Here is a 21870-nt window from a genome sequence, read left to right as displayed (position 1 = left end):
GTATTCTAAGTTTGTGTTGAAAATTCCTCTGGGTCAATTCCCCAATTCACCCATGCGATCGCTTCCCTCGCAGATTCCACATCCGGCGGGACGCGCAAAGCATGAATATATCCAGTACTCGGACAAATCATTTTTAGCAGATAAATTGGTTCTACATCTACATTTGAATCAATTTTTAACAAAGTATATTCTTGCCAAATATCTAATTCAGTTGCTTGCAATTCCTGACAAATTCTGGCGTAACCAATGCGCTGAATTAGCACTCGCCGAAGTTCTGCGTTATCTTCAGATAATAGCCATTCTGCTTGCCATTGGTTCGGGTGAATTTTTCCGTATTTTTCTGGCAATCTTGTACCGTGATAAGCATATACGCTGAAACCATCGGCAAATTGAATCGCGGGTGCGCCTTCTGCGTGCAAACGTTGTTGGTTATCGAAACAGAGAATGCGCGGGCGATCGCATACTAGGCAAGTTTCTTCATACGGAAAAATCATAGAGCCACAGTTTTGTGCTAAAAACTGAAGTGTATCCCACACACTTGGCTCGTAAGGTAAATTCAGAACGGAAATACAATAATCAAACTTAGTGCTAGCAATTAGTAATGAATTGATATCAATATAGGTACGACCAAAATGAAACAGTGGCTCTCGCTTCATAAATAAGTCATACCACAGGTCGTAACCCAATTGATTTCTTAGTTCTTCCCCTAGTTGACGATACAGATATCTCAGCCATAAACTCTCTGATGAAGACTCGGATACCGCTCTAAATTTGTTTTCCATTTCCATGACTTTAAGCCGTTCTTCGTCTTGCCGCTCCCAATAAAATTTGGTAAATTTGTCAGATAATCTCTTTCTTTGTTTCAAGGCTTCTATTAATAAAGTATCTAAAGGTACTTTTAGTTTTTCCTCTAACTCCTTTACTAAGCTTTTCTGTAATACTAAACCTTGCTGCTGCGTTTCCAGATGTTGCTCTAGTTCGCTTAGAAGTTCTCGCTCATCCTCATTTTGACTCTTCTTTAGTTCCTGGTAGAGTAAACCTAGAAAACCTTGATTGTAATAGTGTTGAGGACTATCAATAAAACTAACTTCAGGCTCCTGTTTATCAACTAATTTGTATAAGTATTTTACTGCTTCAGTAATTTTTTGACGGTCAATTGGCTCTGCGTACAGGGCGAGGCTGCCCCACTTTTCCCAATAAACTGGGATCAGTGCTTCTTGCTCAGGTGTCAGCATTTCAATTTGCGGCATATTCTCTACCTTATCTGTTAGTTACTTCCAAACGCCTCTCTCTCGCCCCCCTCTCGCCCGGAAATAAATTTCCTGATTGTAGAGACGTTACATGTAACGTCTCTACAAGTCGGTTAAAACCGACTGTTATTCTACTATCTTCAGTCCGTTTCAACGGACTTTAGCTATTAGCCAGGGGTTTAAACCCCTGGCGGGCTGGCGGGCTGGCGGGCTGGCGGGCTGGCGGGCTGGCGGGCTGGCGGGCTGGCGGGCTGGCGGGCTATAATCGCGCTCAAAACAAGTAAGAGCGAGGATAACCCTCGCCCCTACTAGAGATAATACTTTCGGTTTAGTTCTTGCTCATATTGGGTGACCAACTCAGCGGCTTTATCTAAAGGAGTTGGTCGAGTATATAGTAGCCGCTTCGCATTTTCCGCTAGCTGGGATAGAATCGCATTTTCTGCTAGTCCCCGCGCTAGGGCTTTAGCTTGGAGGGCGTCGAGTCGTCCGCGCAATTCTGCTCTTAATTCTAGAGGCGCTTTGTTGGCTGCGTAGGCTCTTTCCTCTTTGGCTATATATTCCTTCACTTTGGCTGTCCAGTTTTCCAAACCAATCCGAATCGAATTTAAAATATTTTCCCCAAATTTAGTTTCCAGTCGAGTCAGCCATTGACTCAAAGCCTCTATCTGTGCGGGATCTAAAGGCGTTTGCCAGGTTGAATGGTCGGTGATTTTTTCCCTACTTTCCCTGAACGCGATTTCCGCTTGGCGGTTAAGTTCGGTTAATTGGGAAAGGAGATGATGGGCGCAAGCAAACCTTTCCCTCATCTCATTCTGCTGTCTTACCGACTCTTCCAACGTCGCTTTCACCCGCAAAATCAGCGGTTTAATCTCCCGATCAAAATTGGCGCTAACTCCCAACGGATCGCTTTCAATCTTGCCACGCAACGCAGTAATTTTTTGCCGCGCCGCCGATAATTCGTCCACAGAACCTTGTCCTAGCGAGTCTGCTAACCGTTGCAGCGATAAAATTTCCGCTTCTGCGGTAGCTAAAGCGGGTTCTAAGCGCATCCAAGCTGCATCTACCTCTAAAACGGCATTTTTTGCTATATCGAACGCGCTGGTCATTGCAGCGAGGAGTTGTCGGGGCGCGATCGCATTCGCCGTTTGCGCCACACTCAGCAGTCCCCTTTGTGCTAGGGGAATTTGCACAACCGCCAATTGGATCGAACTTCCGGTTAAAATTTGTTCGATTTCTTTAACTTTCACCTCGGATACCCACAACGGAGATAGTTGCTTTCGCAGTTCGGTTGCTTTATTAATTGTTTTAATCAGCAAGTCGAAGTGTTGAAACAACTCGTTCATCGCCTCCAACGCAGGCGTCACCCGCGCCAAAGTTATTCCCGTTAGCTGTACTGGAGGAAAACCGGAAACACCGCACAGCCGCTGGTAAGTTGGCAGTCCGTGTAAGTCTATCAGATTTTGACTAGCAATGTCGATTTTCTGCTTCCAGTCGGCTAATAATTGGTCTATCTGTTCAACAGTCACAGCCGTTGCCTTTTCGTCTAGGAAGTAGGTCAGTATAAATAAACTGAAAACTGGGCGGGCGAGACGCCCACCCCACAAGCAAGAGAGTTGAAATTCTTGTGGGGTGGGCATCCTGCCCGCCCCATGTTTAGAATAACTATTTTCACTTTATTTACCTGGACTTACTTAACTGTAAATTCACAATAGCGAAATGGTATTACAGAAGACTGGCAACAAGGATTAACATAGACCTATGAAAAGTACACTGCGATCGCCTTTAATCCTACTCACCGTCCTAGTAGCTGGAATCAGCCTCACAGAAGCTCTTATGGCGATACCCGCTAACAATACAGCCACCAAACAGACAAGAAGCTGCACTCCCAGGAATTGTACGCCTTACAGAGCCAACTTTGAGCGGGCTATTGCCAATGGTATAATCAGCCGCCCTGGGCGCGTTCCAGGGGTGGAGCAAGCGATCGCACTAGCAGATCGTGCCATGACGCGGGGCGATCGCACCACCGCCGCCCTTCGTATCGCCCAAGCCTTAGTAATACTATCCGAAGAACAGGGAACCGAAAGCGCGATCGCTTACGAGCGTACCTTAGAAGCCGACATGAAAGCAAAAAAAGGCCAGTCCCTCAGAACCGCTTTACCCTTATTTGGACGCATCTTTCCGCAAAATCGCAATCCATTTCGGTAATTGCTAATTGCTAATTGCTAATTGCTAATTGCTAATAGGAACTATCGACTAGGTTCATTTACCAAAAACCTAGCTCTTCTTTTCTCTTTCCTCTGCGTTCTCTGGGTCTTTTGCGGTTCGTTAAATAAGATTGCTAAAATAGCTAATCGCTAATTGCTCATGGGAATATTTGACCGCTCTACCATTAGCCATTAGCCATTAGCTATTAGCAATTAGCAATTAGCAATTACCCATTCTCACAAACCCAAATCAACAGCAATCCGATGAGCGCAAGCAAACCCAGAAAACGCCACCGCATTTAAACCTTGACCCGGAAACGTACTATCCCCCACGCAATACAAACCAGGAATCGAAGTCCGATTAAACGGCATTCCCAATAATCCCATTAACTTGCGCCGGGGAATTGGGCCATAACTCCCATCTACCCGCCCCAAATAGCGGCGATGGGTGCGGGGCGTCCCCACTTCCATATAATCCAATCCCGCATCTAAACCGGGGAAAATTGTCTCCAATCTTTCTATAATTCGTCCCGCCTCGTCTTCCTTTTTCTCCTCGTACTTATCCGGCGACATTCCCTGCCAATCTTCCACCCAACTCGGCGTAAATACATGCAGAATGTGATAACCTTCGGGTGCTAAAGTCGGGTCAAGCAGCGTGGGAATTGACATAAAGATCGTGCCTTCCGGTGCCTCCATTTTGTCCCAGTCTTCCAGTACAATGTGATGGCACTCGGTACCCAAGGGCAGAACCCTGGCCTCGACCCCTAAATGCAAACTCAAAAAACTCGGCGATTTTTGATAGCGTTTTTGCCATTTCTTCTCAGCAACAGGCATTTCTTCTCGTGGCAATAGTTTCTCAAAAGTATCCCAGCGCGTGGCGTTGGAAACAATCCGCTTTGCCCGATAAACTTCCCCCGTAGCCAGCTTTACGCCTACTGCTTTTCCGTTTTCGGTTAGAATCTTCGTTACCCTGGCTTTGTACTGAATTTGACTCCCTGCTTTTTCCAGTCCTTCGACTAATTTGAGGGCAATTTGACCGACGCCGCCTTTGGGGTAATTAATTCCGCCGTAATGTCGGTCGGAAAATACCATTCCGGCATTAATCATCGGCGTCATATCTGCTGGGACAACCGACCAACAATAGCATTCAATATCGATAAATTTGAGCAAAATTGGGTCTTTAATGTATTTCCGGGCGACTTCACCCGCATTTTGGGGCAAGTATTTCACCAATCCCAAACAAGCTCCCGGATGCTGGAAAAACACCCGCGTCAGATATCGCGGTTCTTCTAAAGACAGCAACTCCATCGCGTTGAGACAGTTGAACACCTCCCAGCACTCGTCGTAAAATTGGCGGATGCCGTGGCGTTCTTGCGGAAATTTTTCAATTAGTTCTTGCAAAAATTTCTCATAATTGCGATGAACTCTCAGATTTAAACCATCGGGGAGGTGGTAGTGAATTTGTACCGGATCGGGAATAGTTTCCAAGCTGACATTTACAGCTTGAAGCGCGCGGGTGAGCAAATTCGTAGTACCTTTGTCGCCAAAGCCAAAAATCATCGACGCGCCGACATCAAACCGATACCCCTCCCGTTCAAAGTAACCCGCACTACCGCCTGGGATGAGATACCGTTCCAGCACCAGCACTTTAGCACCCTTCGCCGCCAGTTGGGTTGCCGTCACCAGCCCTCCAATACCAGAGCCAATTACGATCGCATCAAACTCTGGCGCAGTTGAATGAGTTTGAGCAGAAAATACCTGTGAGTTGTTCGATACAGAAGGCATGGAGTCAGCCGTCTAGAATAAATTTCTGACTTTCCAGTGTAACGCTTGCGATTAGCTGATTACCAAGCGCCCAAGTATGCCAAAAAAAATACGGACTCTATCCGCTAACTGCTGACCGAGCCCGTCTGCCGTTCCTCACAGAGAAGAACACGAGAGAGGAGAACACTAAAAACAATATAACCTTGTTGAAAATCAGTGTCAATACAATTGGGAAAATTTTTCAATTAGTCTGGGGTGGGAAGAGGGAGGAGGGAGGTTGGGCGACCTATCACCAAAGTTTCTGGCTGGGATCTCTGGTTGCCAAACCAAATATTTTTCAGAGAAACCCGGTTTCTTTGCGTAAGTCCTGTGAGGGAGAGAGACGACTGGGAACAAGGGGAAGCGTTTGATTAGATACCGCGAGGTTTTATGATAATTCAAGGCTTGGAACTGGCATCCTTCGCGTTTGTCCAATAAGACCCGCCCACTTAGCAATCCAAAACCGAAAATTTTCATGACTTTGCAGTTACGTGTCTACGTGCCTCCTCATCCTTTAATTAAGCACTGGTTAGGCGTCGCCCGCGATGCGGGGACGCCACCGGCGCTGTTTAAAAGCGCCATCAAAGAATTGGGACGCTGGCTGACTTATGAAGCGGCGCGGGAGTGGTTGCCGACAATGGAGACAACGGTGCAGTCGCCATTGTCTGAATGTCCGGCAACGTTTATTAACCCAGAAGTGCCGGTGGTAGCGGTGCCAATTTTACGCGCCGGACTGGGGTTGTTGGAAGGCGCGCAAACTGTGCTGCCGAATGCGTCGATATACCATCTGGGGATAGTGCGGGATGAGAAGACGCTAGAACCTACTTGTTATCTGAATCCCTTTCCAGAGAAGTTCGATCCGCTTTCGCGGGTTTTAATTACCGATCCGATGCTGGCAACGGGCGGGACAATTATGAAGGCGATGGAGGAGTTGACTTTTCGCGGCATCGATGCATCGCTGGTGAGGATTATTTCAGTGGTGGCGGCTCCCCCAGCCTTGCAAAAACTCAGCGTTGCGTATCCGAGCTTGAATATCTACACGGCGATTATAGACGAAGGGTTGAATAGCCAAGGTTATATTGTGCCCGGATTAGGAGATGCGGGCGATCGCACGTTTGGCACTTTTTAGGGCAGGTGTGGGGGCGTGCAGGTGGGCAGTGGTGCAGGTGAGCAGTGGTGCAGCTGGGAGCCAGGGGAATTTAAATGTACATTCTCCCCATCTGCCCATCTCCCCATCACCTTTTGCTCACCCGCTCACCCGCTCACCCGCTCCCTTGCTCCCCTGCTTACCCCCCCAAGATGCATCCCAAGTAGGCAACTGGAACTGCCACCAGGTAAGCTGGGAACAGAGGCGGTGAAATTGAATCCATTTTCCAAAATCTAAAATCCAGGCATTGTTATGAGTCAGCGTGATAATTTTGCAGCGGGTTTTATCGCCGGATCGGTGTTTGGCGGGATAGTCGGCGGGGTGCTGGGAGCAATGCTAGCTTCTAGAATCAACCACCAGGAAACCGAGGAAGCCAAAACCCCGATCGTTGATGAAACCCCACCGCAGGTTAAACCGGAGAAAGCGAAAAAACGTCAAATCGAAGCAGGTGCATCCGAACAAAGGATAGAAATGGCGCGCCGCAGCTTGGAAGAGAAAATCGCTCAATTGAATCAGACAATTGACGAAGCTCGCCAGCAACTGGCTAAAGTAAATGGGAATTCTACCTTGGGGACGAGCGATACGGCTAGCGCCACACTGCGTGACCGCGCTCTCTCCAGGGACGCCTAAATTGACACACCCTGCCTCTGTAACCGATCCGATTACCGATCCGCGATCGCTACAGATCGGTTAAATTAAAGTCAAAAGTCGATAACCTCGCCAAACACTGCAAAAAGTACAGAACAATTATGGATACCGCAGTTGCACTGCTGATTAATACGCTTGCTCAGTTCTTGCAGATTTATTCGGTTCTGCTGATTATTAGGATTCTGTTAAGCTGGTTCCCCAATATCAACTGGTACGATCCGCCGTTTTCCATCCTCAGTCAGCTAACCGATCCTTACCTGAATATATTCCGCTCATTTATTCCTCCCTTGGGCGGCATGGACTTTTCCCCCATCCTGGCAATCCTGCTGCTCAATTTGGTTTCTTCCCTACTCGCTACCCTGCAAAGAGCGGTAGTGTTTTAGTCATTAGTCATTGTGGAATTTGAACAGGTTTTGTAGGGGCACGGCGTCGCATAACTTTTGATTTTTATCAAAGATTGTCGAATGCCGTGCCCCTGGTTTTGTAGGGGCGGGTTTAAGGAGATATTTCCTAGTTCCACGAATTGGTTGGTAAAATCCGCCCCTACATTTGATTTCTACCAAAGATTGCAGAATGTTCCCTACAGCCAGCAATTCAGCTAACGACGCACTTTGCCTGCAAAGCCAGATGCCTTAAACTGCGTCAACTTCAAAGGCGTTGGCTGATTGGCGGCGACAGTAATTCTCACTTCAAAATCGCTGACTCCGGGTGGCACTTGATCAATAGAACCTAAACGAGTGCGATTTTGCATTACGGTATCGTTATTGGCATCGTAGATGCGACCGAAAATATCGGCGTTGTAGACATATTTACCCGATGTATTTTCAGCTTTGCCAGTAACGATAAAGCAGTTGGCACGCTTCACAGAACCGCTGAGGACTGACCCTTGTGCCACTTCGGGGGGACACTCATGGTAAGAAAGGTCAAACAGCTTAATTGGGGTTAACGCCCAAGCAGGTGGCGCTTCTACCCAGCTGATAATTGCGATCGCACAGGACAGCAGAAAGACACCGAAGACTCGAAACCGCATAATTTACACCAAAAATTGCTCGTTGCACGCATCTTCAATCCCTCAGCTTACCGCTCTGGGAGTCATTGTGCTTAGATTTGCAATTATATATTCAGGACTTACGCACGCGGGGGCAGAAACCCGGTTTTTTCCCATATCTTTAACTTCCCAACTCGGGATTTTTCGTAAAAACCGGGTTTCTTTGCCCAACTGGGATAATTTACAATCGGCAATTTTTGGGTAAAATGCTGGAAATAAACTTAATTCAGACCAGGGGAAACGCGATGAAATTCGGTCGAATTCCCGGACAAGCTTATTTATTGCTTGCCATCCTGATTTTTGCAGCAGCTAATCCGATTATCCGTAGGCTAACGCAATTGGGAGCGCAGAATTTAATTGATGGTCGCAATCCCATTTCTTTCTGCAATGTATTGTTTGTGGGAAATTTATGCGCGTTGTTGGTTTTGGTTCCTATTTTCCGCCCACAGTGGAATGCCAATTCCCTCAAACAACTTTCAAAGAAAAATTGGCTCAGTTTGATTGCCGTGACTATTCTGGGAGGAACGTTGAGTCCTGCTTTAACTTTTTCGGCACTTTCTTTAACGACGGTTAATAATGTAGTTTTAATCGGACGCTTGGAACCGCCTTTAGTTTTGGCATTATCAGTTTGGTTGTTGCGAGAACGAGTAAATTCTTGGGTGGTAGGCGGTGCAGTGGTTTCGTTTATCGGCGTGGCGCTGACGATATTGCTGCAAAAACCAGGGGAAAATATGGTGAGTATGGGAGGTGGAATGGAGATTGGGCAGGGGGAATTGCTCGCAGCGATATGCCTCCGGCACGCTACGCGAACGCAGCTATTTCTTTAGCGGTTTCTACCATTATCAGTAGAGCGAGTCTGCGTCAAGTACCTTTGGGAATATTCTCTATTTTTAGGACGGCGATGGGGGCGGTTGTTTTCTTTGTGGCAGCGATCGCATTATACGGAGCGGGGCATTTTATGGATGTCTTTTCGCCTTTTCTGTGGCAGTGGATGCTCGTCTACGGCGCTGTAATCATTGTGGGTGGAGAGTTGTGTTGGTATACGGGTTTGAAAAGTTCTAGCGCCTCAGAAGTGTCTCTGGCTAGCTCTTTTAGCCCGGTAGCAGGAATTTGTGCGGCCTTTTTGATTTTAGGAGAAGCCCCCACGTTTGCACAATATGTGGGAGGTAGCGCCATCTTAGTTGGGATTGTTTTAACTCAGATGGGAAATATGCGATCGCGCGTCCAAGAAAGGGCGGTATCCCAAGTTAAAGATATGGAGGGAGAAGTGGGTTTTAAAGGGGTTTAATGCCAATTAACCTTGATAATGCTACACATCAACATATAGGGATTTACGGTGTGGGTTTTAGCAACAACCTTTGGCAATTTCAAAGTATTGTAGGGGCGGGTTTTACCAACAACCAATGACTTCAACAAACAATTTAACTAAACCCGCCCCGCCCCGTGTGTGATTCATATTGATTCCGTTTGTATCTGAATCATTAGACTTTTTGCAAAAATATCGTTTGTGGTAGGGAACATCAATAGGCTTTTCCTTAACTCGAAGGCTTTCTGCCGCTGTGCTACTACAACCAATTTTAATCATTTAGACGCAACCGGAAACGATATCAAGGGGTTGGTACAATATGTCCCCGCCAGCGGAGTAATACGGCTGCTTAAGCTTTACGTAGCATAAAAAGAGCGGCTTCGTGGCGCAGTGCCATCAATTCTAATCGTTCTGTTTCAGTCAGGGTACCGTTAGAATTGCGCTCAAGCAAAATGTTGTATCGCTCCATGTCAGATGCTGTTTTTCGAATATGGAAAACCTGCCATAATGCATTGTCATCGAGTTTGTCTAAAGCGGCAATATCAGCTTGAAATTCTTCTGGTACGTCATCCCATGTGGGAGGACTCCCGACTTTTATAGCGTGGAGGATAACTTCTTCAAGCGATCGCCCGGTAGCACGAGCAGTATTATAGCGGATTGCTTTCCGCATGAGGTACACCTTCGTTTGTGTAGCGGCAGCATTAATGCTGCCGCTACACAAACGAAGCGATAACGCTTTCCCTCACTCGCTTGCAATCCGCTGTAACCAAGCGCTGATAGATAATTTCGGGAATTTGAAGTGTAACAGTTTCAACTAGCATATCCAGTCCCTCTCTTTTGAAGAATAACGTCAAGTTGATAACCTTACATCTTGCACCACGGGAGGTAGAGCCTCCAGGATCTCGTTCCCAGGTTGAACCTGGAAACGAGAATACTGAGGCTCTGCCTCAAGGTGCAAGATCTGAGTCAGCCTAAGTGCCGTCGTAAAGATTGACGCATTACGTCTACTGGAACATCTTGACGCTGCAACCAAATTTTTAAAGCAGATGCACCTTGTTGCACAAGCATTTCTAAACCATCAATGGCGATCGCTCCCCGATCTTGCGCTAATGTGAGAAACTGAGTCGGGTTGGGTGTATAAATTAGGTCGTAAGCGATCGCACCCTTTGGCAACAACTTCATTTCATCCCCAGTCACGGGTGATTCATCCACCTGTGGATACATCCCCACGGGGGTTGCATTCACCAATAAATTGGCTCTAGAAAGCAATTCGGGTAATTCTTGCCAGGTATGGACGCTTAATCTCTCAATAAACGTTGAATTGCGCCAACTAGCTAAAAAATCGTTTAATGTCTGCTGGTTGCGACCAACAACAATTATGTTTGCACAACCCAACTCGGCGCAACCTGCCACCACTGCCCGCGCCGCCCCACCATAGCCTAAAATTACGGCTGTAGTCTGATGCCAATTTGAGTCGGTTAACTCCAGATCTCGATCCCCCCAACCCCCCTTGCTAAGGGGGGTTGGGGGGATCTGGTGCTTTAATGGTGCGAGAAACCCTTCCACATCGGTATTTGTGCCACTCCAACCATTTTCGGTACGCCAAACGGTGTTGACTGCACCCACCGCTTGAGCAATGGGCGATACTTCAGGTAATAGATCGATAATTTCTTGCTTATGGGGGATGGTGACGTTAAAGCCTACAAGGTTATCGATGGCGGTGAAGCTGGCGATCGCTTGTTGCAAATTTTCCGGTTTTATGGGAAAAGGTACGTAAACATAATCTAGCCCCATATGGGCAAGGGCGGCATTTTGCATCACTGGTGAGAGGGAATGCTCAACTGGATAACCAATGATGCCTAGTAATTTAGTTCTACCTGTAATCATATTCCTAATACTGAATAGAGTAAGCGATGGGGTCAGGGGAAAGGGGATTTTATGAGTACGCTGGAAGCGGGGGTATTACCACCGGGAACGAGGTTACGCGAGCGCTATATAATTGAGCGAGTTTTAGGACAGGGAGGGTTTGGCGTCACCTACCTGGCTCAAGATATCGGGCGTTTCAACGAACCTGTCGCGATTAAAGAACTGACGCCCTTTGCCCAAGGAACTGCTAGCCTACAAAAAGCAGAAGAACTGTTTGAGCGAGAAGCGGCAATTCTCTACAAACTTAATCATCCTCAAATTCCCCGGTTTTGGGAATTCTTTCGCCAAGAGAAACGGCTGTTTTTAGCCCAAGATTATATTGAAGGCGAAACCTACCATTCTTTATTAAAGCAGCGAACCGGACGCGGCGCGAGCTTTAGCGAAGCAGAAATTATGCAACTGTTGCGCGATTTACTCCCCGTCTTAAGCTATCTGCATCGCAGCGGCGTGGTTCACCGCGATATTTCTCCGGATAATATTATCTTGCGATCGCATGACAAGCTTCCCGTTTTAATTGATTTGGGTGGCGTCAAGCAAATAGCGATGAATGTAGCTTATCAGCTAGCTGGAGGACACACTAGCAGCACGAACACCCGTTTGGGTAAACTTGGCTATGCGCCAGACGAGCAAATGCGATTGGGACATGTCGCACCCTATAGCGATTTATACGCTTTGGGCGTTACTGCTGTTGTTTTAATGACAGGTAAACAACCCCAAGAATTAATCGACCCCCATACAATGGAGTGGATTTGGGAGAAGCAGCTAAGCATAAGTTATCAGACGCGGCGCATTCTCAATCGCATGTTAGCGAACCAACCTGCCAAGCGGTTTCAATCGGCGGATGAAATCTTACAAATAATAGAATCAGGTGGAGTTGTAGCACCTTCAAAGTATTCGAGCATCCCCTATTCTGAAGACGAACCTGTAGCGCCAAAGAAACCAAAGCCTGCCGGATCTGAAATAAAAACTATATTTACTAACAATTCCGGTCAAGGAGCGCTCTTAGATAATTCGCTTAAAGTGCCGCCGGAAATTCAAGGTTGGAATTGGGGTGCTTTTATCCTACCCGGTGTTTGGTGTATCACCAATCGCGTTTGGATTGGACTGCTTGCTTGGACTGACCCAACTTTGATAATGTCTTTAGCGCTGCCGTGGCTGTTTATGGGAGTTATTCTAGGCGCTAAAGGTAACGAATGGGCTTGGAAAAGTCGCAAGTGGGAAAGCATTGCTGCTTTTCGTGCACATCAAAGAGCGTGGGCAATTGTTAGTTTTGTCCTGATAGGACTTTTATTATTTTGCTTGTTGTCGATTGGTTTGATTGTATTTGTATGGTTAGGTTCAATAGGGAGATAATTGGGAGGTGAACTCACAAATAATTAACTCAATTTGCGAGTTATTTCATGCATAGCAATAGGAGCTAATTGCTAATTGCTAATTGCTAATTGCTAATTGCTAATTGCTGATGGCGAGAGCTAGTTAATATAGCATTTTGCTTGAGATTAGCCATTAGCCATTAGCCACAATCCACCATGCATGAGATAACTAGCAACTTGGGCTAATAGCTAATGGCTATATCCGGAAAAATGCTATATTAGCAATTAGCAATTAGCAATTAGCAACTGGCTTTAATTAATTCGATTCTTAGATAATATAACTATACCAACCTGTCATGCAAGCCCCCCCAAATCTGCCAGTCAAGGGCGAAAAAGCCATCTTGCCTGTTATTCCTGAAACAGGTAATACGCCTCTGATTCAAAAAGTCCCCCTCCGCCTGATTTTGGTCGTGCCGTTCGTTTGGCAAATTTTTGCGGCTGTAGGAATAACAGGGTATCTGTCATTACGCAATGGTTCCAAGGCAGTTAACGATGTGGCGACTCAATTGCGTAACGAAGTCACTGCGCGAATTAAAGAAGGTCTTGAAACTTATCTGGCAATGCCCCAACTTGTGAATCAAATTAATGCCGATAGCATTGGTTTGGGTGAGTTAGATATACAAAATTTTCCCCAAATGCAGCGCCATTTTTGGCAGCAAACTAAATGGTTTAAACAAGCCACCTATTTTAGTTTTGGCAACAATGCAGGGGAATTTATTGGGGTAGGACGCAACTCATATGGCAGCAATAGTATTGGCGTATCGGATAAATCTACCGGCTATCATTTGCTGAGTTATCAAGTGAATAGTCAGGGGGAGCGCGGCAAGTTAATCGCTGACATATCGGTGGTAAAATATGACGCACGGGTGAGTCCTTGGTATCAAACTGCCGTTAAAGCAGGTCGAACTACTTGGACGCCTATTTATGTCCAGACATCGGGACAAATTGGCATTGATTCTGTCAGTCCGGTTTACAATAAAGGCAAGTTGCAGGGAGTTTTATCGGTTTCTCTGTCTCTCTCAGAAATCGGAAATTTTATCAGTCAGTTAAAAATTGGAAAGTCGGGACAAACGGTGATTATCGAACGTTCTGGATTGATTGTCGCTACTTCTATTGCCGAAAAACTTTGTCGTCCAGTATTGCCGCTAATAACAGGGAATAAAAAATTCCCGCGACTGAGGGGAACCAATAAATGTCAGCGACTAAAAGTAACAGAAAGTCGGGAACCGCTGATGGGATATAGCGGGGAACATTTGCTCAAAGAATTTGGCGATTTAACTCTGATTCAAAATACCAAACAAACCATTTTTAATTGGGAAGGGAAGCGGCAATTCTTACAAGTTACGCCTTTCCGAAACTCTCAAGGTTTGGATTGGTTAATCGTGGTAGTGGTGCCAGAATCTGATTTTATGGAGAAAATTAACGCCAATACTCGCACGACTATTTTACTATGTTTAGGGGCGTTAGTTATAGCGACTGGATTGGGAATTTTTACTTCGCGTTGGATTAGCAAACCGATATTGAAATTGCGGGATGCTAGTTTAGCGATCGCTGCTGGCAATCTCGAGCAAAATATTACCATCAACGGGGTAGAAGAACTGAGGGTTTTAGGGATTGCTTTCAATCAAATGGGGGAACAACTGAAACAATCCCGCATTCAGTTAGAGCAAAAAGTTGAAGAAAGAACCAAAGAACTCGCACAAGAAATCCGCGAGCGCACCCTGGCACAAGAAGCCTTGCGGGAAAGAGCAACTATGCTCAGCAACCAATATCAAGTTTTAACAGGATTTGCTAAAGATTCTACGTTGCATCAGGGCGATTTACAAGGGAGTTTGAGGAAATTAACCGAGGCAACGGCAACGACTTTAGCAGTAGAAAGAGTCAGCGTATGGCTTTACGATGAAACGAAAGCGAACTTGGTTTGTGTCGATCTTTTCGAGCAAAGTTCAAAACAGCATAAAGCCGAAACTCAAATATTAGTGGCAGACTATCCAGTTTATTTTAGAGCGCTGGAAAGCGAGCCAATCATCTGTGCCAATAATGCCATAACAGATCCGAGAACGAGAGAATTTAATCAATCTTATTTAAATCCTTTAAACATCTATTCCCTGTTAGATGTTCCGATTCAGCGCGGTGAGGAAATAATCGGCGTTGTATGCCTAGAACAAGTGGGATTTGCCCATAATTGGACGCTAGAAGCACAAAGCTTTGCTCGTTCCATTGCCGACTTAGTTTCCCTTGCCATTGAAATTCGAAATCGCCGACAAGCAGAAATTGCACTGCAACAAGCTAAAGAAGCGGCTGAAGTTGCCAATCAAGCAAAAAGTGAATTCCTCGCCAATATGAGCCACGAACTTCGCACCCCTCTCAACGGGATTTTAGGGTACGCTCAAATTCTGCAAAATTCCCCAAAACTAGGAGAAAAAGAACGGAACGGCATCGAGATTATCTACCAGTGCGGCTGCCACTTGCTGACCTTAATTAACGATATCTTGGATTTATCTAAAATCGAAGCGAGGAAAATGGAATTATGCCCAAGCGATTTTCATTTTCCGTCCTTTGTGCAAAGTGTTGCACAGATGTGCCGCGTCCGTGCCGAACAGAAAGATTTAAGTTTTATTTGCCAACTCGACCCCAATTTACCAATTGGCATTCGTGCAGATGAAAAACGCCTGCGACAAGTCTTGCTAAATTTATTAGGCAATGCGGTTAAATTCACCAAAGTTGGCTCGGTTACCTTTAGCGTCAGCGTCATCCAGTCAGAATTACCAGATAAACAAGATAGGGAGCCTAAAAATTATCAAATTCGCTTTGCGATTAAAGATACCGGCGTTGGCATGACCCCGGAACAATTAGAAAAAATATTTTTGCCCTTTGAACAAGTGGGAGACAATAAATTTAGAGCCGAAGGAACGGGACTGGGACTAGCAATTAGCCAAAAAATTGTTCAAATGATGGACAGTAGGATTCAAGTGACGAGTCAAATTGGTGTAGGTAGCGAATTTTGGCTCGACTTTACCTTCCCCGTCGCCGTTGAATCGGTAGATTTTACTTGCAATAATCAAACAGGACAAATTATTGGTTTTTCGGGTAAATATGGGAAAATACTCGTGGTCGATGATAGGGAGGAAAATCGCGCTGTAATTGTCAATTTGCTCGGGCCTTTAGGATTTGAAGTAACAGAAGCGACCAACGGAAAAGAAGCTTTAGAAATTCTCACACAGTTTAAACCAGACTTGATAATTTCTGACTTGGTGATGCCAGAAATAGATGGTTTTGAACTAATTCGTCGCATCCGAAAAACGCCAGAATTAAAAGACACGATTATTATTGCTTCTTCAGCCAGCGTGTATGATAATGACCGGCAGAAATGTATGGATTTTGGCAGTAATGACTTTTTAGCTAAACCGATCGAAGCAGAGATATTATTTGAGAAGTTACAAAAGTATTTGCAGTTGGAATGGATTTACGCTGCTAGGAAGTCAGAGGCAAGCAAACCAGCGATTCTAGAAGTGATTCCGCCTCCAGCATCCGAACTAGAGAAACTTTACGATTTAGTGCTTAGAGGCCATTTGAAAGGGATTGCTAAACAGTTACAAAACATCGAGCAAATCGATGATAAATATCTGCCGTTTACGTCAGAAGTTAAAGAATTAGTACGCGGGTTTAAACTGAAAAAAATTAAGGAATTTGTAGGTAGATATCGTTAGGTAATAGCTAATTGCTAATTGCTAATTGCTAATTGCTAAAGCGGATTGCAAGTGGATGAGGTACGGCGAAATCGCTTCGTTTGTGTAGCGGCACCCTTAATGCTGCCGCTACACAAACTTGCGGTGTACCTGATACGACTGCAATCCGCTATAAGTAGGTGCAGGTAAATAAAGTGAAAAAGTTATGTAAGCATAGGGCGGGCAGAATGCCCACCCCACAAGAGAGCTGAAATTCTTGTGGGGTGGGCATTCTGCCCGCCCCATGTTCAGTTTATTTATACTCACCTACTTAATTGGTCATGGGAATATTTTACGGATATACTATTGTCCTACAAGTGATATCGTTTCCTTAGGCATCGGAATTACGACCTGTAGGGGCTTTTCTTGCAATTAGCAATTAGCAATTAGCAATTACCCAGAAAGGCCGATCATTCCGATGCAACCGGATTTGATCTGACAAATTAATGACTTTTAGGTTCTGTTTTTTGTGCAGTCGCTTCTTTTTGAGCTGTAAAATTAACGGCGTTTGGAATTGAACTTAGGTTGATTTGACCTGTGAGAGTATTTCCATCTACTATCCCTTGAAGGCTGAGAAACTGATTCTGACATGATGTTAGGTGGGAAACTGCACCGGACATCGACAATTTTTGCTCGCTGAATTTCCCTGTCATTGAAGGTTTTTCCTTCACAATAGTTTGGGAATCGGCAGCGTTGTTGGTAGGCAATAAAGACGCGTTTAAATAAATGCCTGATTGCTGAATTTCTAGCACTAATGCTTCAGCTTGGAGACATCCGGGTAAATTTTTGGCGTCAATGCGATAGCGACCGTCAATAGGCGGGGAAGCTTTAAGACTGGACTCGCCGTAAGCTGTGACGACTTTAAACAGCACCACGACCGAACCAATAGCAACACCATAAAATATTAAAGACTTGAGGTTGAAGTGACTCATGTTGATTTTAGATTTTAGATTTTAGATTTTAGATTTGGGATGAAAGGATTTATCACTTGAGGGGGAGGGGCAGGTTTAGTTTAGTTATTTGTGGGAGTTTCATGGTTATTGGTAAAACCCACCCCTACATCTCACTTGCTCACCTGCTCACCTGCTCATCTGCTTGCGTGTTTTCTGTCCCAAGTACAGAGGCGAGGTGAGAGGTAACTTGAGCGTAGCGGCGGGTAATTAATAGGGAGGATTGACATTGGACGGCTAATTCATCGGTGTATCGTCCTAAAGTTTGACGTTCGATACCCCAGGTGCGACTGGTACCGGCGATGGTGAGATCGACGTTTTGGGACATTTCTACGACTGCTTGAATGGGTTCTGGGGCTTGTACAATTTGGATGTGGATGCGCGATCGCACCGCATCTGGTAGTCTTTCCATAACGGTGCGAAATTCGTAACTCAAGTCATTTTGAGGCTGATTCTGCTGATTTATCTGTAAAACCGTCAGGCGGCTGTTATCGTTATTAACTAGCAATCTTAAGGCAATTTCCAGTCCCAAATCGTCGTGGAAATTTGCCGAATATGCCACTAATAAATTTTCTAATTTTTCCTGTCCCCGATTGACAAAAACTGCTACATCTACAGGGGCGATGCTGAGAATTTGTCCTACTCTTCCACCCAAGCGATTTGTACTAAAAGCTGGGCGATGCCATCCTACTAAAATTAAATCCGCGCGATCGAGGGCGGCGAGTTGTGCGGTTTCTCGCGCTACATCGTGGGAAATGCGAAAAATGGGATGCACCAGATGGCGCATTTCGGCAGGTTCTATGCTGGCAATTAATTCGTCTAAACGCGATCGCCGTTCGTTTATTAACCTTTCTGCCTCAACGGGAGTACTTTGAAATAAATAATCTTCTTCTAATTCAATTAAGCTTAAGGGATGCACGATTGAGGGTTGCAATTTATTCCCCGCGATCGCAACTGCTAATTGCACTAATCCTTTCTGCGTGGTGGGATTGGCAACGGGGACTAAAATTCGATAAGTCGGGACGGGAGTTGCGGGTATTTGGGATGGTTCTGTTGTTTCTTGCGTCGCTTCCAATACATCCAATTGAATCAGCTTTTTCGGATAAGTCCATTCGAGTAACGGCGAGGTCATAAATGTAGTCACCAATGCCATAATTACCAGCATGGTAAACAACAACGGCGTAATAACTCCTAAACTCAAACCGATATTGAGTACAATTAGCTCGGTAAGTCCTCGCGTATTCATTAACCAACCCAGTGCAGAAGCTTCCCGATGTTCGATTCCAGAGACTCTTGCTGCTACATAAGTGCCGACGTATTTACCGGCGATCGCAACTGCCAAAACTGCTAAACACAACAACCATAATTCGGGACGGTTAAGCAAACCAATTTCCGTCCTCAACCCGCTATAAGCGAAAAATACCGGCAACAGAAATATTAAAACAAAGTCTTCAGTTTTCTCGGCTAACTCGCGCACTAAACCGGCATTTTTTGGCATTGCCGCCCCTAATAAAAATGCTCCAAAAATCAGGTGAATGCCGATCCATTCGGTAATTAAGGCAGAACCAACCACACCCATATAAATTCCAGCTACAACTAACTGGGTGAGTCTTCCCGTGCGACGGTAGTAGGCGGCGAGTCGTTGCAAAAACCACCGCACCACCGTCAGCATAAAAACAATGTAAGCGATCGATTCGATAATAGTAGGTAAAGCGCCAAGCATACTGTTAGTGCGCGTCACTGCGATCGCCACTGCTAGCAAACACCACGCCGTCACATCATCCACCGCCGCACAAGTTAGCGCCAAGGTTCCCAAGCGCGTGCTTTGCAGGTTATTTTCGGTAATAATTCGCGCCAAGACTGGAAAAGCGGTAATCGACATTGCCGCTCCTAAAAATAGGGCAAACGCGGTAAACGAAACAGTAGAATTGGAGACTAGAGGATACAGCAGTAGCGCCAGTAAAGCTCCCAGGGAAAAAGGCGTTAAAATACTGACATGGGAAGTTAAAATTGCTATATCCAGGTTGCCTTTGAGGTATTTTGGGTTTAATTCTAGGCCGATCAAAAACATAAAAAAGATCAGCCCCACCTCAGATAGCACATCGAGAAACGGAATAGTGTTTGTCGGGAACAATTTAGCGGCTAAATCTGGTGCAACCCAACCAAACAACGATGGCCCTAGCATTATACCCGCTACAATTTCGCCGATCACCAAGGGTTGGTTTAGCCAGCGAAATACTAACCCTACCAGTCGGGAAAGTCCAATGACAATCAGAACTTGAAGTAAAACTAGAACGACTGGGTGCATGGGAAAGCCTCTGGTATCGAATTGGAGGGTTTGAGAGGGTTAGCCCCCTAAGTTTACCGTCCAAGCCAGTCAGTGACTAGCGATCGCATGTTAAGTTAAATTGCTGAGTTGCCTATGCTCTCTTAATAATATCTTTAGCATTTCGCTGAGCCAAGGATTTAGGTGTTGCTAAAACCTACCTCTTTTCCAGCCATCGATATAGGATGAAACCCCAGGGAATAAGGTACTGCCATAAAATGCGCTATAAGTTTTGTTTTCAAGCCAAAATTGCCGTCAAAAGTCAGCATTATTTCGGCAATCGCCAAATCTTGATAGTATCGTCTTCACTCCCACTAACAAGTGTGTTTCCATCTGGACTAAAAGCAACAGCATTAACTCGGTTTGAATGTCCAGTCAAAGTGCAAATTTCTTGCCCTGTTTTGCAATTCCACAGTTTAATACTTTTGTCCCAACTGCCACTAGCAATGGTTTGTCCATCCGGGCTGAAAGCAACAGCACGGACATAATTTGAATGCCCAGTCAAAGTGCGAATTTCCTCTCCGGTTTTTAAATTCCAAATTTTGATATTGCGGTCCATACTACCACTAGCAAGCGTTTGCCCATCAGCGCCAAAAGCGATGGAAAAAACCCCTCGTGAATGCCCAGTTAGAGTGCGAATTGCCTGTCCGGTTTTCAAATCCCACAACCAGATATTTTTATCCCAATTGCCAGCAGCAAGTATTTGTCCATTGGGGCTGATACTGAGAGATTGATCTTTGAGTCTATCGCTAGGAATTGTGTAAATTTCTTGTCCTGTGTTTAAATCCCACACTACGATTCCTTCACTTGAAAAAAGTTCTCCACTGCTACTAGCAAGTGTTTGTCCATCGGCGCTGATGGCAATAGAATCAAGCGACTTTGAATGCCCTGTCAGGGTGCGAATTAACTGCCCCGTGTTTAGATTCCACAGTTTAATAGTATAATTTTCTTCTTGATTAGCCATAGTCTGTCCATCCCAGCTCATAGCAGCAGGATATGAACCTGTAAAGGTGCGACTTAACTGCCCCGTATTTAGATTCCACAATCTAATAGTCCCATCATTGCTGCTGCTAACAATGGTCTGTCCATCTGGGGTGATGGCGACAAAATAAACCGGGTTTGTATGCCCAGTCAAAGTGTTGGTTAGAGCAACTTTTTCCCAAGCGAACGTTTTGGTTTGCATCAGTTCAATTCCTTTCCAATAGCCGCATCCAGTTAATCCCAATAGCAGGAAACCTACCAGCAATTCATTTTTTAATTTGTGATTTGTTGTAGGTACAGATCGATGAACCCTCTCCATTTTTGGACTCTATCAGGACTTACGCAAAAAAACAAAGGGCGAGCCGAAAAATCGTGGGTGATTAGTCGCGAGATTGACGCAGTGGGTTTTTGGCCCCGCGTGCTTAAGTCCTGTCTATAAAATCGATTACACATTTTTTGTACGTTTCATCCTTGTTACCTTGATTTTGGTTTTTCTGTTGAAAAGGCGCGTTTTTATTAATCTGTTACCAATGTTTCAAACTGGTAAAATTGGCGAGACTCTTGGCGCACGCGCCCGGATATTGCTGCTTGCTGCAAAGTCATAAAAGCGTTGAAATCTTCCACGTCATATTTAGCTTTTAAAAGCTGGCGGAGTTGATTTTCTGCGGCTATACTCAAATAGCCAGTGGCAAGAGCTTGTTGAACAATGTCTCGGATTAAAACCATACTCAATAATGTCAAAATCTTGTGAACCTCGCCTGTTACTCGTGTAAAAAATGACTGTTTTATGCGAGCGATCGATTAAGTTATGTAACGAAATACGTCGCGGCTGGTGGAGCGCTCGCAACGCAAATCCACCTTTGTTTCTCGGAAAAATCTTCGCGAATGTTGTAGTAGCACAGCGCATAAAATGTTAGCTTGTATAAAATATTTAGCCTGTTCCCTACTCGCAGCGATCGCAACGCCAATCCACCTTTGTTTCTCGGAAAAATCTTCGCGAATGTTGTAGTAGCACAGCGCATAAAATGTTAGCTTGTACAAAATATTTAGCCCGTTCCCTACTCGCAGCGATCGCAACGCCAATCCACCTTTGTTTCTCGGAAAAATCTTCGCGAATGTTGTAGTAGCACAGCGCATAAAATGTTAGCTTGTACAAAATATTTAGCCCGTTCCCTACTCG

Annotated in this window: 20 protein-coding genes; 8 read left to right on the top strand and 12 right to left on the bottom strand. The window is 45.3% G+C overall.

Features of this window, described 5'->3' with window-relative positions:
* Positions 1 to 5 precede the first annotated feature (5 nt).
* Both MiSe_RS33960 and MiSe_RS33955 read right to left on the bottom strand, forming a co-directional pair.
* Positions 6 to 1250 carry a DUF6745 domain-containing protein gene (locus MiSe_RS33960; protein WP_226588450.1) on the bottom strand — a complete coding sequence of 415 codons (1245 nt, stop codon included), beginning with the start codon at positions 1248 to 1250 and terminating at the stop codon, positions 6 to 8.
* 308 nt (positions 1251 to 1558) lie between these two features.
* On the bottom strand, positions 1559 to 2887 hold the full coding sequence (locus MiSe_RS33955; RefSeq protein WP_226588448.1) for a hypothetical protein: 1329 nt from the start codon (positions 2885 to 2887) through the stop codon (positions 1559 to 1561).
* A gap of 121 nt (positions 2888 to 3008) precedes the next feature.
* Here MiSe_RS33955 and MiSe_RS33950 point away from each other — a divergent pair, with 121 nt between their 5' ends.
* Complete coding sequence (locus tag MiSe_RS33950) at positions 3009 to 3455, top strand: hypothetical protein (protein WP_226588445.1); 447 nt, start codon at positions 3009 to 3011, stop codon at positions 3453 to 3455.
* A 236-nt stretch (positions 3456 to 3691) separates the two neighbouring features.
* Here MiSe_RS33950 and crtH read toward each other — a convergent pair whose 3' ends face one another.
* On the bottom strand, positions 3692 to 5239 hold the full coding sequence (gene crtH, locus MiSe_RS33945; RefSeq protein ID WP_226588443.1) for a carotenoid isomerase: 1548 nt from the start codon (positions 5237 to 5239) through the stop codon (positions 3692 to 3694).
* Positions 5240 to 5732: 493 nt separating this feature from the next.
* Between crtH and upp the strand changes: the two genes are divergently transcribed.
* The 3 genes from upp (at position 5733) to MiSe_RS33930 (ending at position 7435) form a co-directional block, all read left to right on the top strand.
* Positions 5733 to 6386, top strand: coding sequence for a uracil phosphoribosyltransferase (upp, locus tag MiSe_RS33940; protein WP_226588441.1), 654 nt, complete (start codon positions 5733 to 5735; stop codon positions 6384 to 6386).
* Between the two features lie 270 nt (positions 6387 to 6656).
* A complete protein-coding gene (locus MiSe_RS33935) occupies positions 6657 to 7034 on the top strand; it encodes a ssl2009 family thylakoid membrane protein (RefSeq protein WP_226588438.1) in 378 nt (125 codons plus the stop codon).
* A 119-nt stretch (positions 7035 to 7153) separates the two neighbouring features.
* Positions 7154 to 7435, top strand: coding sequence for a YggT family protein (locus MiSe_RS33930; RefSeq protein WP_226588436.1), 282 nt, complete (start codon positions 7154 to 7156; stop codon positions 7433 to 7435).
* 3 nt (positions 7436 to 7438) lie between these two features.
* On the opposite strand, the gene MiSe_RS33925 is transcribed toward MiSe_RS33930, so the two are convergent.
* Complete coding sequence (locus MiSe_RS33925) at positions 7439 to 7615, bottom strand: hypothetical protein (RefSeq protein ID WP_226588434.1); 177 nt, start codon at positions 7613 to 7615, stop codon at positions 7439 to 7441.
* 35 nt (positions 7616 to 7650) lie between these two features.
* On the bottom strand, positions 7651 to 8082 hold the full coding sequence (locus MiSe_RS33920) for a hypothetical protein (RefSeq protein WP_226588432.1): 432 nt from the start codon (positions 8080 to 8082) through the stop codon (positions 7651 to 7653).
* A gap of 263 nt (positions 8083 to 8345) precedes the next feature.
* On the opposite strand from MiSe_RS33920, the gene MiSe_RS33915 reads away from it, so the two are divergent.
* The gene (locus tag MiSe_RS33915; RefSeq protein WP_226588430.1) at positions 8346 to 8927 is read left to right on the top strand and encodes an EamA family transporter; all 582 of its coding nucleotides are present in this window, start codon (positions 8346 to 8348) and stop codon (positions 8925 to 8927) included.
* Positions 8888 to 9388 (top strand): DMT family transporter, encoded by a 501-nt coding sequence (locus tag MiSe_RS33910; RefSeq protein ID WP_226588428.1) that lies wholly within the window; start codon positions 8888 to 8890, stop codon positions 9386 to 9388. Before MiSe_RS33915 ends, MiSe_RS33910 begins: the two co-directional genes overlap by 40 nt.
* A gap of 367 nt (positions 9389 to 9755) precedes the next feature.
* Here the strand turns inward: MiSe_RS33910 and MiSe_RS33905 are convergent, their stop codons facing one another.
* Together MiSe_RS33905 and MiSe_RS33900 are read right to left on the bottom strand one after the other, a co-directional pair.
* Positions 9756 to 10076 carry a hypothetical protein gene (locus tag MiSe_RS33905; protein WP_226588426.1) on the bottom strand — a complete coding sequence of 107 codons (321 nt, stop codon included), beginning with the start codon at positions 10074 to 10076 and terminating at the stop codon, positions 9756 to 9758.
* Positions 10077 to 10372: 296 nt separating this feature from the next.
* Complete coding sequence (locus MiSe_RS33900) at positions 10373 to 11293, bottom strand: shikimate dehydrogenase (RefSeq protein WP_226588424.1); 921 nt, start codon at positions 11291 to 11293, stop codon at positions 10373 to 10375.
* Between the two features lie 51 nt (positions 11294 to 11344).
* Here MiSe_RS33900 and MiSe_RS33895 point away from each other — a divergent pair, with 51 nt between their 5' ends.
* Together MiSe_RS33895 and MiSe_RS33890 are read left to right on the top strand one after the other, a co-directional pair.
* On the top strand, positions 11345 to 12685 hold the full coding sequence (locus tag MiSe_RS33895) for a serine/threonine-protein kinase (protein ID WP_226588422.1): 1341 nt from the start codon (positions 11345 to 11347) through the stop codon (positions 12683 to 12685).
* A gap of 316 nt (positions 12686 to 13001) precedes the next feature.
* The gene (locus tag MiSe_RS33890) at positions 13002 to 16415 is read left to right on the top strand and encodes a response regulator (protein ID WP_226588420.1); all 3414 of its coding nucleotides are present in this window, start codon (positions 13002 to 13004) and stop codon (positions 16413 to 16415) included.
* A gap of 461 nt (positions 16416 to 16876) precedes the next feature.
* Here the strand turns inward: MiSe_RS33890 and MiSe_RS33885 are convergent, their stop codons facing one another.
* The 5 genes from MiSe_RS33885 to MiSe_RS33865 form a co-directional block, all read right to left on the bottom strand.
* Positions 16877 to 17365 carry a hypothetical protein gene (locus MiSe_RS33885; protein WP_226588418.1) on the bottom strand — a complete coding sequence of 163 codons (489 nt, stop codon included), beginning with the start codon at positions 17363 to 17365 and terminating at the stop codon, positions 16877 to 16879.
* Between the two features lie 139 nt (positions 17366 to 17504).
* Entirely contained in the window at positions 17505 to 19691 is a 2187-nt protein-coding gene (locus MiSe_RS33880) for a cation:proton antiporter (RefSeq protein ID WP_226588416.1), read from the bottom strand.
* Between the two features lie 286 nt (positions 19692 to 19977).
* Positions 19978 to 20892, bottom strand: coding sequence for a WD40 repeat domain-containing protein (locus MiSe_RS33875; protein ID WP_226588414.1), 915 nt, complete (start codon positions 20890 to 20892; stop codon positions 19978 to 19980).
* Between the two features lie 314 nt (positions 20893 to 21206).
* Positions 21207 to 21416 carry a hypothetical protein gene (locus MiSe_RS33870; protein WP_226588466.1) on the bottom strand — a complete coding sequence of 70 codons (210 nt, stop codon included), beginning with the start codon at positions 21414 to 21416 and terminating at the stop codon, positions 21207 to 21209.
* Between the two features lie 217 nt (positions 21417 to 21633).
* Positions 21634 to 21870 (bottom strand): hypothetical protein (locus MiSe_RS33865; RefSeq protein ID WP_226588412.1); only part of this gene is annotated, 237 nt, incomplete at its 5' end.

The organism is Microseira wollei NIES-4236 (genome assembly GCF_020521235.1).
Taxonomy (GTDB): Bacteria; Cyanobacteriota; Cyanobacteriia; order Cyanobacteriales; family Aerosakkonemataceae; genus Microseira; species Microseira wollei.
The sequence above is the reverse complement of the archived record's forward strand: the minus strand, read 5'-3'. Positions and strand labels throughout refer to the sequence as shown.

Excerpts from the sequence above, each read along its gene's own strand:
- MiSe_RS33890 (WP_226588420.1), top strand. The coding sequence starts at position 13,002 with ATGCAAGCCCCCCCAAATCTGCCAGTCAAGGGCGAAAAAGCCATCTTG.
- MiSe_RS33880 (WP_226588416.1), bottom strand. The coding sequence starts at position 19,691 with ATGCACCCAGTCGTTCTAGTTTTACTTCAAGTTCTGATTGTCATTGGA.
- MiSe_RS33900 (WP_226588424.1), bottom strand. The coding sequence starts at position 11,293 with ATGATTACAGGTAGAACTAAATTACTAGGCATCATTGGTTATCCAGTT.
- MiSe_RS33955 (WP_226588448.1), bottom strand. The coding sequence starts at position 2,887 with ATGCCCACCCCACAAGAATTTCAACTCTCTTGCTTGTGGGGTGGGCGT.
- MiSe_RS33920 (WP_226588432.1), bottom strand. The coding sequence starts at position 8,082 with ATGCGGTTTCGAGTCTTCGGTGTCTTTCTGCTGTCCTGTGCGATCGCA.
- crtH (WP_226588443.1), bottom strand. The coding sequence starts at position 5,239 with ATGCCTTCTGTATCGAACAACTCACAGGTATTTTCTGCTCAAACTCAT.
- MiSe_RS33885 (WP_226588418.1), bottom strand. The coding sequence starts at position 17,365 with ATGAGTCACTTCAACCTCAAGTCTTTAATATTTTATGGTGTTGCTATT.
- MiSe_RS33870 (WP_226588466.1), bottom strand. The coding sequence starts at position 21,416 with ATGGTTTTAATCCGAGACATTGTTCAACAAGCTCTTGCCACTGGCTAT.
- MiSe_RS33895 (WP_226588422.1), top strand. The coding sequence starts at position 11,345 with ATGAGTACGCTGGAAGCGGGGGTATTACCACCGGGAACGAGGTTACGC.
- MiSe_RS33915 (WP_226588430.1), top strand. The coding sequence starts at position 8,346 with ATGAAATTCGGTCGAATTCCCGGACAAGCTTATTTATTGCTTGCCATC.
- MiSe_RS33910 (WP_226588428.1), top strand. The coding sequence starts at position 8,888 with ATGCCTCCGGCACGCTACGCGAACGCAGCTATTTCTTTAGCGGTTTCT.
- MiSe_RS33930 (WP_226588436.1), top strand. The coding sequence starts at position 7,154 with ATGGATACCGCAGTTGCACTGCTGATTAATACGCTTGCTCAGTTCTTG.
- MiSe_RS33935 (WP_226588438.1), top strand. The coding sequence starts at position 6,657 with ATGAGTCAGCGTGATAATTTTGCAGCGGGTTTTATCGCCGGATCGGTG.
- MiSe_RS33960 (WP_226588450.1), bottom strand. The coding sequence starts at position 1,250 with ATGCCGCAAATTGAAATGCTGACACCTGAGCAAGAAGCACTGATCCCA.
- MiSe_RS33875 (WP_226588414.1), bottom strand. The coding sequence starts at position 20,892 with ATGCAAACCAAAACGTTCGCTTGGGAAAAAGTTGCTCTAACCAACACT.
- MiSe_RS33905 (WP_226588426.1), bottom strand. The coding sequence starts at position 10,076 with ATGCGGAAAGCAATCCGCTATAATACTGCTCGTGCTACCGGGCGATCG.
- upp (WP_226588441.1), top strand. The coding sequence starts at position 5,733 with ATGACTTTGCAGTTACGTGTCTACGTGCCTCCTCATCCTTTAATTAAG.
- MiSe_RS33950 (WP_226588445.1), top strand. The coding sequence starts at position 3,009 with ATGAAAAGTACACTGCGATCGCCTTTAATCCTACTCACCGTCCTAGTA.